General features: G+C 69.1%; 13 protein-coding genes. All 13 read right to left on the bottom strand.

Annotated features, from left to right (window positions below; genetic code table 11):
- Positions 1 to 32: 32 nt before the first annotated feature.
- The 13 genes from ACIBIW_RS32570 to ACIBIW_RS32630 all read right to left on the bottom strand — a co-directional run bounded on the left by ACIBIW_RS32570 (position 33) and on the right by ACIBIW_RS32630 (position 13030).
- A complete protein-coding gene (locus tag ACIBIW_RS32570; RefSeq protein ID WP_399341604.1) occupies positions 33 to 1127 on the bottom strand; it encodes an AAA family ATPase in 1095 nt (364 codons plus the stop codon).
- 782 nt (positions 1128 to 1909) lie between these two features.
- Positions 1910 to 4615, bottom strand: coding sequence for a BTAD domain-containing putative transcriptional regulator (locus tag ACIBIW_RS32575; protein WP_399341445.1), 2706 nt, complete (start codon positions 4613 to 4615; stop codon positions 1910 to 1912).
- A gap of 56 nt (positions 4616 to 4671) precedes the next feature.
- The gene (locus tag ACIBIW_RS32580) at positions 4672 to 5079 is read right to left on the bottom strand and encodes a pilus assembly protein TadG-related protein (RefSeq protein WP_399341447.1); all 408 of its coding nucleotides are present in this window, start codon (positions 5077 to 5079) and stop codon (positions 4672 to 4674) included.
- A gap of 29 nt (positions 5080 to 5108) precedes the next feature.
- Complete coding sequence (locus ACIBIW_RS32585; RefSeq protein WP_399341449.1) at positions 5109 to 5543, bottom strand: TadE/TadG family type IV pilus assembly protein; 435 nt, start codon at positions 5541 to 5543, stop codon at positions 5109 to 5111.
- Positions 5543 to 5953 (bottom strand): TadE/TadG family type IV pilus assembly protein, encoded by a 411-nt coding sequence (locus ACIBIW_RS32590; RefSeq protein WP_399341451.1) that lies wholly within the window; start codon positions 5951 to 5953, stop codon positions 5543 to 5545. The genes ACIBIW_RS32585 and ACIBIW_RS32590 overlap by 1 nt, the downstream gene beginning before the upstream one ends.
- 3 nt (positions 5954 to 5956) lie before the next feature.
- Positions 5957 to 6151, bottom strand: a complete 195-nt coding sequence (locus ACIBIW_RS32595; RefSeq protein WP_399341453.1) for a hypothetical protein — start codon at positions 6149 to 6151, stop codon at positions 5957 to 5959.
- 46 nt (positions 6152 to 6197) lie between these two features.
- Positions 6198 to 7100, bottom strand: a complete 903-nt coding sequence (locus ACIBIW_RS32600) for a type II secretion system F family protein (protein ID WP_399341455.1) — start codon at positions 7098 to 7100, stop codon at positions 6198 to 6200.
- A complete protein-coding gene (locus ACIBIW_RS32605; RefSeq protein WP_399341456.1) occupies positions 7097 to 7858 on the bottom strand; it encodes a type II secretion system F family protein in 762 nt (253 codons plus the stop codon). The genes ACIBIW_RS32600 and ACIBIW_RS32605 overlap by 4 nt, the downstream gene beginning before the upstream one ends.
- Before the next feature lie 140 nt (positions 7859 to 7998).
- On the bottom strand, positions 7999 to 9351 hold the full coding sequence (locus ACIBIW_RS32610; protein WP_399341458.1) for a CpaF family protein: 1353 nt from the start codon (positions 9349 to 9351) through the stop codon (positions 7999 to 8001).
- A complete protein-coding gene (locus ACIBIW_RS32615; protein ID WP_399341460.1) occupies positions 9348 to 10025 on the bottom strand; it encodes a MinD/ParA family protein in 678 nt (225 codons plus the stop codon). The genes ACIBIW_RS32610 and ACIBIW_RS32615 overlap by 4 nt, the downstream gene beginning before the upstream one ends.
- A gap of 110 nt (positions 10026 to 10135) precedes the next feature.
- Entirely contained in the window at positions 10136 to 10690 is a 555-nt protein-coding gene (locus ACIBIW_RS32620; protein WP_399341461.1) for an SAF domain-containing protein, read from the bottom strand.
- Between the two features lie 211 nt (positions 10691 to 10901).
- On the bottom strand, positions 10902 to 11480 hold the full coding sequence (locus tag ACIBIW_RS32625) for a hypothetical protein (RefSeq protein ID WP_399341463.1): 579 nt from the start codon (positions 11478 to 11480) through the stop codon (positions 10902 to 10904).
- A gap of 1067 nt (positions 11481 to 12547) precedes the next feature.
- Positions 12548 to 13030 (bottom strand): ATP-binding protein, encoded by a 483-nt coding sequence (locus ACIBIW_RS32630; protein ID WP_399341465.1) that lies wholly within the window; start codon positions 13028 to 13030, stop codon positions 12548 to 12550.
- Between the last annotated feature and the right edge of the window lie 39 nt (positions 13031 to 13069).

The raw sequence follows: 13069 nt of genomic DNA on the forward strand, positions 1-13069 counted from the left end.
GCGGGCCGGGGTGTGCCCCGGCCCGCCGGGCGTCAGAGTTGGCGGCCCAAGGCGAGGGCGGGGACCGAGCGGCCGGTGGCCTGCCTGACGGTGTCGGCGACGATGTCCCGGTCTTCCAGGGGCGCGATGCCGATCAGGTTGGCGAAGGCCGCTCTGGTGCCGAGCACATCCACGACCTTCTGGAAGGCGATCAGCTCCCGAAGCTGCGGCGCCCACCCCACCTCACCCGCCTCCTGTTTGGCGGCGAGGGCGCGAGCGACCCGCACCGCCGACCGGTGGATCTTCAGCGAGGCGGCGAGGTCGTAGTCGGAACCGACCTGGATCTGCACCGAGAACCGTGAAGCGAGGGCCTCGGTCAGTACGGCGCCGTGAACCCCGGGGTTGTGTCCGGCGATGACGTAGAAGCCATCGGCCGCCGTGATCACCTCGCCCTTGTGGGCCTTCACCTGGATCTGCCTACGTCCGTCCATGGCCGGATACAGGGCCGCCAGAACCTTCGGGGAGATGAGCGTGGCGTCGTCGAGAAGGAGGGCGCGCCCCTCCTGCATGGCGGTGACGAGGGGGCCGTAGACGAACTCGAAGCCGCCGCCCGCGTTCTGGGTGTACTCGCCGACCAGGTCGCCGACCGTGGTGTCCCCGTCACCGGCGACCGTGATCAGGTCTGGGAAGGCCGCCTCGATCAACGAGGTCTTGCCCGTCCCGGGCGGCCCGTACAGCAACACCGCCACCCCAGCCTCGCGCAGCTTGCGCAGGGCCTCCACGTCGGGGAGTTGAGCCAGGGCCCTGGGGTGGTACGTCTGCCCATTCGGACGTGTGATCGGCAAGGGCCGACCCCCCGCCTTCGGCAAGGGCGGCGCAGTCTTCCGGGGCGCCGGTGCCTTGGGGGGCGGTGGGACGTTGCCCTGTCCGGCCGGTGTCTTCGAGGTCGCGCGATAGGTACGCGGCTTGCTGTTGACCAGCTCGGCTTCCCCGCTCCGCGTCAGCCTCTCGCACGCGTTGCCGACCGCACCGCCCGAGTGCCCCAGCAGGTTGGCGATCTCCGTGACGGTGAACGCACTTGGCGCACGGGTTGCCAGGAGGTTCGCGACCCGCTCCCGAAGCTCTCCCGGACGCGCCTTCCTGCCCACAATCGGAGGCGGCGGCAAGGGCGTTGATGTGCTTGGCGTGTGTGCGGGTTGCCGAGAGGCGAAGCGGGTGGTTGATCCGGCCACAGCGGAAGTCCTTTCCTCGCCGACCAACGGTCGGGCGTACGGAATTCGATGAACCCGTTTCAAGGCACACTCCACCCACGTTCAAGTTCAGGAGGAGGCCCTTCGGCGGTTATTCACTTCCCCGCCTTTCGGGAACAATTCCAATGTAGCTCGACCCGCAGGGCAAGAAGGGCGAAATTCCGGCTCTGAATTGCTGGAGTTATCGCGAATTGGCGACGCGAATCAAAGCGACATACTTGGGGCGCGACGCAAGGCGTCGTCAAAGGCGCCGCGCGCGACCGTTTCAGAGGGAGGCAGACCTGGCGCAGGGTGACGACTCGACTTTGTGCGCGAATGCGCCGTCGAGGTGGTTCGGGAATCTTCAGCCCAGCCACTGGATTCCTGAGGGAATGGGTGCGAAAGCAGTGCAGAATCTATGAGAGTGCAGAGCGCAAAAGGGGACGGTCGCCGACGGGCTGAGAAGAGTGTTACCGACAAGCAGCCTGGCCGCCGGGGCCGGCGGTGAAGTGTCTGTAGATCGGGATGCACTGCTGCACCGATACACAGTCGGCCTCGGAGGCCCGTGGCTCGTACAGGCCACTACCTGCGCATTCTTCTGGAAGAAGGGGTCGCATCCAAATACGGCCTACGATATGGCATGGGATACGGAAACGAATGCGACGGGCGAGATGCCCCTCGTCGTTTCTTAGTCATCACAGCTATCTCTTACCTGCCCCGACGAGTGCCTGAGTCGCGATATCTGGCTCCAAGCCGAGTTCACTCAGACTTCTCTTGAGTCGCGAATAAGTGTGTGAGGCCGCGTCGTGACGACCGGAAGCCTGGTAGAGCCGAATGGCGTGTTGAGCTAGTCGTTCCCGGTCCGGATGAACGTTTCCCAGATGCTCCAGCATCTTCAATACTTGATCAGCTTCTCTTGTTGAGAGGGAATCTTTTTCGATTCTGCGTGCCAGTCGTAGCACTGTGTCGATCGCCTCGGCGGCGAAGTTCTCGCGTACTGCGTCTGCCCAGAAGTAATCACCTCCCTGAGCGAACGGGCCCGCATAGTGCGCCATGGCGGAGTGGGCAGCACTGATCGACGAGTCCAGGTCTTCATCCGAGGAAGCGCACTTGAGGCTTTCCGTGAAGTCGAGCAGATCGGTTTCCACCAGTCCCGGGTGCAGGCAGTGGAGTTCACCTCGTAGCAGGACAAATTCCTGCGAGGTGATGCCCGTTGCGGCGCGCAGGGCGCGGCGTACAGCTCGGCGCAGGTTCTTCAGCGCGGTCTGTGCGCCGTCCGGTGCGAGGTGGAGCTTGTCGATGATGTCGGAGGCCAAGAGCCCCTTGGGGTGGGCGGCCAGAAGGGCCAGGAATTCGCGTGCTTCGCCGCGGAGGTTGGTGCCAATCGGGTCTGGTGTGCCTCGGGCGTACAGAGTGATCGGCCCGAGGACGTGGAGCCGGATGGGCTTTTCCTGCCTCGGGCGGGAGAAATCGGCCGGCGCCGGGGGCACGTTGGCCTGTGCCGCGCCCGAGGCGGGTGCCTCCTGCGGCTGCTCGGCGACGGGCGCGGGCGGGGGTGGAGGCGACTCGATGGCGAGGCGTTCCCCGTGCGCGGTGAGCAGGAACTCGCTGATGTCGTGTACCGCCTCCGCCTTGAGGCGGAAGAGATTGAGCGGCGCGAGGTCCCGGTCGTGATCGCCTCGCTGCGGTGTGGTGCCGTCCTCCGCGATGTGCCAGTGCTGCGCGTCGGGCAACTGCACGTCCAGGGCGAGGACGATCAGCCTCCTCGGATGGCTGCGGGCGGCCAGAGCTTGCACCTGGCCGACGTGGGCGGCGCCGGGGCAAACGAGGAGGAGCAAGGTGCCGGGGCCGGCGTCCTGTGCCTGGAGGGGGAAAGCCGGAGCAGGACCGGTCGCGTCCTGGGCGCGAGCGTGGGCAAGCAGGTGCTGCTCCACGGCCCGGATGGCGTCGTCGATGTCGGCGACATGGGTGAGAGCGCTGAACCGGGCGGGCAGCCCAGGCACCAGCCGCTCCGCGAGTGCTCTCGGAACTACCGCCTGAACCCGTGCTGTACCAGGGCGCTGCCGTTCGGCTGCCGTGAGAACGCCCACGAGCAACGCGCGCGCGGCAGCTTCCGCACCGGGGCCCGTCCATCTGCACCCGCCCGGCACGGCGAGTTCGTCGAGAGAGACCTCCACCCCACCCCGGGACCCGATGAGCACCGTCGGCCCGCTTCGAGGCCGCTGGGGGGAGACGGGGCGGACGATCTCGTCTTCCTCGTCCTCCGCAGTACGGGGTCGCGTGGCCGCGTGGGCCGCTTCCATGGCCCTGTGTACGAGAGGGCTCAGCGGCGGAGGGTCGGTCTCTGCCTGCTCGTTGAGGCCGCGGCGGTGGTCACGGTGCCAGTTCCAGTAACGACGGGCGGCGAGGAGCCCTGCCGCCGCGGTGATGCCGATCAGCCCCGCCTCCCCGAGCCCCACGGTGCCGACGTCCGAGGCATGGCTGCCCTTCCCACCGTCGTCCGAGGCTCGCTCCGTGAAGCGTTCCCGGGCCTGGTGATGGGGCTGTGCATGCCGAGGCCCGCCGCCGGTTTGGTTCGGAGGCGTCTCCTTGGGAGCGATGTGTGGTGAGGTGAAGGGGGGCCGGGGCGGGCGGGTGTCCCCACCGTGAGGTGGGGGCAGCGGTGAGTTGACGGGGTTCGCGATCGGAATGGTGAGCTTCCACCCTTCGCCGAGCAAGTCGGGGTCGTGGAGTCGGCCTCCGTCGGGCTGCTGACGATCCTTGTTCAGGGCGTAGATCCGGGGCCACTTGAACGGATCGCCGAGATGGCGGTGCGCGAGGTCCCACAGGGTGTCCCCCGCGGCGACTGTGTGCTCGACGTACCGGCGCGGTGCGTGCGCGAGGCGTTCCGCGCCGTGGCCTTCGCCCTGCTGCGTCGATGCTCGGGCTGCGGTGCCGACAGCCCCTTTGCCAACGGCGCCGGGGACTGCGGGAGCAGTTGCTACGACAGGGAGGGGCGCCGTGCCGAGAGCGGAGGGCTCGGCGGCATCCGCCGCATAGGGGCGCCACATGCTGATCAGGGCCACGAGGAGGGTGCCGACGCACAGTGCCGCGAGCGATCTCCTTGCCGACAGTGCGGTCAGGTGCTCCTGGTGCACAAGGTGGCTTCGTACGAGGTCGGGGAGGTGGGCCGCGTACCAGCAGATTTCCCGGAGCAGGGTGCCCATGAAAGCGGCCCAGCATGCCCAGCCCACGATCGCCAGGAGGTCCAGCATCAGGGGGTCGCTGACCGGTTGCAGCAGCCGTGCGCCGAACTCGCTCCAGGACGGGACCTGTGTGGGCCAGGGAAGGCGGCTGGATCGCCACAGGACGTAGGGCATCCCGGCGACCAGGGCGAGCGTGACGGCCGTGGTGCCGGTTGCCGTCAAGGCCGCACTGACGCGTCGATGCAGGTGGGACCGCACTCCTGGCTCTCCAACGAGGGTTAGTGGTGTGGGCCGACTCGCTCGGCGTGGGCTCGGCCCGTCGCGTGGACGGTGAGGGTGTCAAGGCCGATCAGGCCGAGGATCTGGGTGCGCTGGTGGTGGGTGACCCGTGCCGTGACGACATCGCCCGTGACGGTGGCGCTGCCGGTGTCTCCGGTGCTCGTGATGTGGGCGCGCGCCGCGCTGAGGGCCGGGCCGTGCACGAGGCGTACATCGGCTCCGTGGCGCAGCCGGGCGAGGTCGAGTTGCTGGGCTCCGGCGCGGGCCGCTTCTTGCGCGGCATCCTGGGCGGCGATCTTGCCAGCGAGTGCGAGTCCTCCGTCCACGACGATGCCCGCGAACAGCCACACGGCGAGGAAGACTCCGACGACGAACGCGGTGACCTGGCCGCGATCGTCGCGGAGCATCGGGCGGATACGCGCCCGCGTATGTCGCTTCACGGCGAACTCCGGTAGGTGTCGACGACGGAGTACGCGGTTGCCGCCAACGGCGCATGTCCTGGCAGGCCGGTGCGGGTGAGATGGCTGAGGTCGGCGGTGCAGGTCACGGTGGCCGCCACCGTCGACCCGGGGGTCAGATCGCCGGCCGTCAGGCGGACATCGGGGCTGGTGCATGCCGCTCCGGCGCCGCGCAGAGCGGCGCTCGCCGCTTGCTGGGCCTGGGTACGAGCCTCTTGCCCGGTGCGCGCGAGCGAGGCGGCGCGGGCGGCCTGGTGCGCGGCGTCGTCCACCACGAGGCGTGCGTCGGCGAGCAGTCCGAAGGCGATCACCACCAGGAGGACGAGCACCAGTAGCGGCGTCACCAGCACCAGTTCCACCGCGGCCGAGCCCCGGTCGTCGCACGCCCAGCTCCGGACTCCACGAGGTTTCATCAGTGGCCTCCAGGCGGGAGGGTGGTCTTCTCGACGGGGCCTTCTGCCGTGCCGGAGGCGTGGAGGGTCAGCCCCGGGATGGGCAGCACGCGTTCGACTTCTCCGCTCACCCTCGCGGTCGCCCGCGCCGCACCGCGGTCGATGTGCACGGACGGGTGGGCCAGGATCGTGTGCCCCAGCGCGGCGAGGGTCCGCAGGCCCTGCGTCCGGCCCTCTGCTGCCGAGCCTTTCTCCACCCGGGCGCTGGCCAGTGCCCGCTGGGCGGCGAACTGGGCGATGTGACGCGCGTGCCACGCCAGGGCGAACTGCACCACCAGGAGGGCGAGCAGGAGGAGCAGGGGGACGACGACCACCAACTGTGTGCTCACCGCTCCGCGGTCCCCGCGCAGCCTGCGAAGGAATGCGGTCATGGGCTATCCCAGGTCGACGCTGTTGGCCTTGGAGGTGACCTTGGCGACGATGATGCCGACCACGGTGATGGCCAGGAGGGACAGCAGAGCGGTGACGACGATGGTCTCGGTGGTGTAGCCCGCGTCGGAACGGGCCCGTCGGCGGAGTTCGCCGAGCCGCGAACGGATCAGGTCGACCAGAGCTGCGGTGTGGAACATGGGAGGTGTGCTCTTCTCTTCCGGTTCGAGTGCGGAGGGGGCCGGTTCAGCTCATTGAGAGGACTTGCGCGAGAGCCGGGTAGCCGATCAGGAGGAGGAACCCGGCGAACAGTCCGACGACGGGCAGGGACATCTGCTCGGTGGCTGCCTGGGCCTCTCCCTCGGCTTCGGAGATCCGACGTCGTCTCATCGCCCGTGCCTTGGCCGAGAGTGAAGTGCGGATCTTGGCTCCCTCACTGCCGGCGAGGCTCAAAGTGGAGGCGAGTTCGGCCAGATCGGCGACGGCGAGCTGCTGTCCGAGGTCTCCCAGGTGGGGCCAGGGGCTGGTGCGGGTGAGCTGCGCGACGTGGAGAGCGTGCCGCAGCTTCGACGCGGCCCAGCCCCGGGGCATGGCGACGGCCTGCGCCAGGGCCTGGTGAACCCCGGCGCCACCGGCAAGCGCGATCACGGCCAGATCCAGGACCAGGCTGAGGGTGTGGCGCATTTCGCGGCGGCGTCGCGAAGCCTGCTTGCGGACGCTGAGATCCGGAGCGAAGAAGAGCAGGACGGCCAGGGCCAGTGAGCCGGCCACCGGCATCCACCAGCCGGTCGGCGTATCCGTGCTCAGCCGCACCAGCAGCAGCGCACACCACGGGCTCAACAGCCCGGCGACGGCGGAGACGGCCTTGCCCGCGAGATGGTGGTCTTCGTCGATGTCACACACCGCCAGGTCCGCACGGAGCGAGGGGGTGGGGAAGCCGAGGGCACGGACAAGAGGCACGGCCCTGCGGCCGAGGCGGGCCGCCCACTCGGGCTCCGGCGCTGTTCCTGATGTAGGCGGCGGTCCCGGCTCGGCGGCCGCGTCAAGGGCGGTGAGGACGTCCGCGAGGACCGGCCGCGGTGGCCGCAGGCCACGAACGAGAGCGGTGGCGCCTGCGCCGAACAGGGCACCCAGCAGCAGGACGATCACCGTGCCTCGCCCTCTGCCAGGAGGTCGGCGGCGGGAGGGCCGATGAGGCGGACGGGCTCGTCGAGGCGGCTGATCGCGCTCATGTACGCGAAGCTCGCGGTGAACAGGAGACCCGTGGCGGCGAGGACAAGTTGTCCCGTCAGCGTGTTGAAGGGGTCAAGGTAGGGGCGGTTGAAGACCAGAAGGCCGAGGGCCATGGCCAGGGTGACGGACACCGTGACGCGTACCCCGGTGCGCACGCTGGCCCGCCCGGCGTCGATCCGCTGTCGTACGGCCACCTGCTCGCGCACAGAGTCCGCGAGTTCGCCGAGCAGAGGCGCCAGTTGGCTGCCCTGCTGCTCGACGGCCATCACCAGGGCGGCGACCACCACATCCGCGAGCGGATCATCCGCTTCCTCGGCGAAGGCCCGCAAGGCGACGGGCAGCGGTCGCCCCGAACGGACGGCGTCGGCAAGGCGGCGTGTCTCGGGCGCCAGGGAGGCGGGAGCAATGTCCGCGGTCGCCAACACGGTCTGCTCAAGTCCCGCCGCGGCGGACAGGGTGTCCCGCAGCATCTCCGTCCAGGTCGCCAACGCCCGCATACGGTCGGTGCGCCGCGCCGCCTGCCGGTCGGGGACCAGCAGGCCGGGCAGGGTGAGTACGGCGAGCACGGTCAGCAGCGCGGCCACGGGCCAGCCTGTGAGACCTCCCACCAGAGCGCCCGACGTCACCGCGATCAGCACCCGCCGGGCGGTCCATTCGGGAGGCAGCCGAGCCACCACGGAACGCCACAGGGCCAGCCGCTTCCCCCCGTCCTCAGGGTGCCGCACGGCGCCGAAACACGCGGCCACCAGCCCCAGCCCGAACACCGCCCCGCACACCACGGCCACGCCCAAGACAGCGGTCCCGAGTGACACGTTCACGACGCCGCACCCCATCCCTGTGACCAGGTCTGCTGCGCGTCCAAGCCCGCCGCGACCAGATCGTGAAGGGTCTCGGGCCGTACCGGTGCGGCAGCGACCGCGCTCCCATCCGGGCCGGGGCGGTAAACCTCGTTGGACACCACCTGCGCGCCGTCGGCATCGACGACCTCGCGGACCGAGTCGACGACCCGGCGCCCTGACGCGTCCCAGCCGAGGTGCACGACGAAGTGCACCGCCGAGGCCACCATCAGGTTCGTGGCCTCCAGGGACAGCCGCTCGGGCGACTGGGCGGCGTACGCGGCGAGTTTGGTGAACACCCCGCGCGACGTGGACGCGTGGATGGTGGACAACGAACCGTCGTTGCCCTGGCTCATCGCGTTGCACATCGGAATGACCTCGGCACCCCGGATCTCTCCGACGATCACGCGGTCCGGGGACATCCGCAGCCCCCACCGCACCAGCTCGGCCTGGTCGATGCCGCCTTGGCCCTCGATGTTGGGCTCGCGCGCCTGCATGGCCACGACGTTCGGATGCACCACCGCATCGGTGTCGAGACCAAGCTCGAAGGTGTCCTCTACAGTCACCAGGCGCTCATGGGGCGGGATCTCGTGGGCGAAGGCCCGCAGGACCGTCGTCTTCCCGACGTTCGTGCCACCCCCGATGACGATGTTCTTCCGCGCCCGCACCAACGCCCGCAGAAAGGCGGCCAGATGCCGGTCGCAGACGCCGAGCCGCACCAGCTCGTCCATCGAGGCCGCGGGATAGCGGTGACGCCTGATCGTCAGCGACACCCGGCCGGTCACCGCCATCACCGCGAACAGCCGTGAACCGTCCGGGAGCTGAAGATTCAGCCGCGGCATGCCTCGGTCGAAGCGGCGTTCCTCATCACCCGCGCGGGCCGCCACGGTGCGTACGAGTTCGACCAGCTCGGTGTCCGAGGACGCCACCGGCCGCTCCCTGCGCCACACGCCACGGGAGTCCTTCACCCACACCACGTCACAGCCGTTGACGCAGATGTTCTCAAGACCCGGATCGGCCAGCAGCCGCTCAAGGCTGCCGGTGCCGAGCAAGGCATCCGCGACGGCCTGGGCGATCCGCCCCTCAACGGCGGGGCTCAGCACAGCTCTGCCCTGGCCCAGGGCGACACGCCGGTGAGCACTCAGCTCATCGGCCAGTACTCGCTCCACCGTGGTCTGCCGCGCGGCGTCGTCCTCAGGAGCCAGGCCGGCAGCCTCGCGCTCACCCGCGTACGCCGCCAAACGGGCCACGACGCGCTGCCGCACCAAGCCCGCCAACTCACGCTCGCCGGTCTCGGAGAACCCTCCTGAAGACCGCAACTGCTCGCTCACGACATCCTCCCCGTGAGTCCGACAGCCTGACGAGGAAGGGAACGGCCCGCACCGGCTCGCAGTGCGGCCAGCGACTGGGCCAGTTGCAGCGAGGCGGACGGCAACGAAGCAGACCTTCTGGCCGCGATGCGCCGCCCGGAGTCCCCGCCCCGGCTCAGCGCGGACACCCCACGGGCATCCCACGGCAGGAGCACCACATGCTCAACGGACAAGCTCCGGGCGATCTCGTTCGCTGCGTACGGGCAGGGGCCGACCACCACGAGCGTGAGGCGCCCGCCGTACGCCTCGGTATCGAGGCCGTACGCGGCCACGTGCGTCAGGGCTTCCGCACCGCCCCGCGTCACGAGCACCACCCGCTCGGCCGCCTGCAACAGCGGCTCGACGTCGTCCGACAGACGTCCCACATCCATCAAGACCGTCCCGTGATCCTGGGCCTCCCCCGTCAGGACACGCGCGCCCGGCTCGGCGGCCAGCAGGCGAACGGCCTCACGGCACGGCCCGCGGCCCGGGACCGAGGCCACGGCCCGCACTCCGCAGGGAAGCTCGCTTGCCGCACCGAGCAGAGACCCCGGGTGTGGCTTCCCCGTCGCGGCAGCCACATCGAGGAGCGACGGTGTCGAAGGAAGCCCGTAGCGGATCATGAGGTCGCCGCCCGAGCTGTCTGCCTCGATCACGACGGGCCGCACACCGCCGTCTGCGCTGGTCGGCCAAGCCCTCGCCAGCGAAAGAGCCGTAGTCGTCACCCCCGGAGCGCCGGAAACCGACCCGAGAACAATCAGCCGTCTCATGGGGCCTCCCGACCGGCAGCAGGCAGCGCCACCACGCGTGGCCGATCCCACTGCACCGCCCGACGCACAGCCCCGGTCTCCACGAGCACCGTCACCACCCGAGGCCCGCCGGCCGACTCCGCCGCGCGCACCGACGTCACGGTGCCCGTCACGGCGGAGACCTGACCCCCCTCATCGTCCTCAGCAGAGGAGTTGGAGGGCCCGGGAAGCACCGCCACCCGCTCCCCGGTAGCGAGCCCCGGTGGCGCAGCGCCTGCCTCCACGGCGAACGCCACCTGAGAGAACCCCTTCGGCGGAAACTCGCCCCTCGCCCCGACCTGCCCCGGCGCCAACAGCGACCCAGCAACAAGCGGTACCCGCGTGCGTCGCCCCAGAGCCTTACTTTTATCCGCGACACGGACCACACCGGACTCCGCCGCGACCTCCACGGCCCGCACGTCGGCCTTCCCCAGCACGTGCCCGGCAGGTACGTCGTGGGCCAGCACGAGCACCCGCTCACGATCACCGGCCTCCTGCACCACCAAGGCAAAACCGAGCGCGGAGACCACCACTGCCCCGGTCCCCGCCCACACCCACCCCAGCTTGCGCCGCCGGGCACCGCTGACCACCGGCTGCCGTTCCGGCCCACCGCGACGCGCACCCGGCACCCCGCCCCTGCCACCTCGCACCGGCGGCGAGGACATGGAAACACCCACGATTCACCTCACTTCCCAGAGAAACGCGCAACCCGGCCGACGGGCTGCCTTCTTCACACCGACGCGCTCAGCGCGTCACCACGGCCTGCACCTCGTCGACCCGCAACCGCCGCTCCGCCGTGGACGCCAGATCGGACACCGTCCCGCTGCGGCCTCCGCCCTGCCAATGGACGTCCCAACTCACCCGCACCGCGACCGGGTAGCCCTCCCTGGAGGAGGCCCGCCGATAGGTGTAACCGCAGTCAGGTGACGACTCCTGGGCACCGTACGAGTCCGAATACGGTGTGCCGGGCCCCTGGCACACCACCTCGCCGCCCTCTCCCATCGACCACACGGCACTACGAGGACGAGCCGTCGCAGTCACCGTCACCCCCTCGACCGCCACCGAGACCGAGACGGGCTCCCACGACCGGCGCTCCACCCACATCCAGGTCGGCACCTGGACAATCTGAGCCGAGTCCTCCTCAGGGCTCGTGCGAATGACCGGCCGCGGCAGCTCCAGCCGCTTCACCGCCTCCTGAACGACGACTTCCAAGGGCACCTGCTGAACGGCCTGCCGCTTCGGCTTCTTCGCCTCTTCACCGTCGAAACGTGGCAGAATGCCCATCCCGCCGCCGAGGTCGTACTCCCAGCCGTCCGACGTCACCGTCGGTGGCCCCTTCGGCCGTCTTCCAACGGGCTTGGACGCCTTCTTCCCGACCGCCGGTACGCTCCTCGCGGGAGCGCTCGGAGGCTTTCTCACACTCTTCGCCTTCACGTCGCACGCGTCAGGGACGCATGTCGTGCCCGCGAACACGGAACCGGTGCCATCCGCGTGTGCGGGCGTGAGAGAGGCGAGCGAGACGAGCGCCACGACGCCCGCAAAAAACCCTCCGGAAGAGGCCCGGCCAGAAGTCAGCATGAACCGGTCTCGTGCATGTAGAGGTCCGTCACCTTCCACACGCCAGCATCGCGTCGGACAGTCGCATCGACCTTGGAATGTCCACCCGGGACGTTGTTCTCCAGCTCGCCGTTCAGCTTGTACCGCAACCAGCTCCGATCATCCAGGCAGTCCACCACCACGGCCTTCCGCCCTGACGCCGAGACCACCTCCGGTGCCACTCGTGGTGTCCCGCGGGAGACCACCCCCTGCTTCCGCGACTTCTCCAAGCCGTACTTCAACAAGGTCAGAGCCCCACCAGACGCGTGATCTCCCAAGAGCGGAGAATCCGCGTCGGACGTCCTGGACGCGGCGGTCAAATCCCGCCACATGGCGCGGTAAGCAGCGACTGCCTCGGTACGCGGCTCGTCCGCTGTAGGGGAAGGCGACCGCCTGGTGGTCTGCTCCTGCGGCTTCCCGGCATCGGAATCGACCTCCGCGCATCCTGCAAATAGCACCATGGCCGCCGCAACCATGGCCGCAGACGCCAGAGGCACCCGCAACCGGCAGTAGGGCTTCACAGCTCTCGACTCCTGCAACCAATCGCGCACGATAAACCACCCTAAGTGATCGAATGCGACTGGACGTACCCTCACCTCATGTCCGCCAACCACACCGAGAAGAGTGAATTCCGCGCAGACCTCAAGGAGCAGGAGCTACTCACCTAGTTTCCGCCGTCCGGCGCCTCCGCCTGATTCGCTCGAACGAAGTAGTTGAGACAAGGAAAGAGTGACGCCTGAGGGACGAGGAATCGTTTTTCGTGCCACACTTGGGCCACACCGGAAGGAGAGTGTTCAACTTTCGGATGAGATCGGAAGAGACGCCCATGCGATCTTCTTCCCGTCGCTGCTCTGAAAACCCCACTTGCCTCTCGTCAGTTCGTTGACGATATGCAGCCCACGCCCTCGTTCGAGCAGCATCGCGCAGAGAGCGTCCAGGCCGCCTCCGCGTGCTTCGTCCACGGGCTCAAAGGCGCTCGCGGTCGAATGCTCAGGAACCGGCGGGATGCGCGGATCGCGGTCCTCGACCGCACAGACCGCGCCGCCGGGCGTGGAGTACAGCGTCATCCTGTAGGGGCCGAGGCCATGTTGCGTGGCATTGGCTACCAGCTCAGAGGCAATCAGCAAGGCGTCGTCGATGGACTCTGCGTCGTAGCCGAGTTCGACCAGGCCGCGGCCGAGCGCGGCACGGACGCGCGTGGGGGCGCTGGGAGTTGAAGCCGTCCACCGCCACTCAACGGCCACTGCTGCCTCCGGCAGGTCGTGCGGCCCGGCCATCACTTCATCCCCCTCAAAGCGTGACGACCGCGCGCAACA

Source organism: Streptomyces sp. NPDC050560 (assembly GCF_044457285.1).
In the GTDB taxonomy this organism is placed as follows: Bacteria; Actinomycetota; Actinomycetes; order Streptomycetales; family Streptomycetaceae; genus Streptomyces.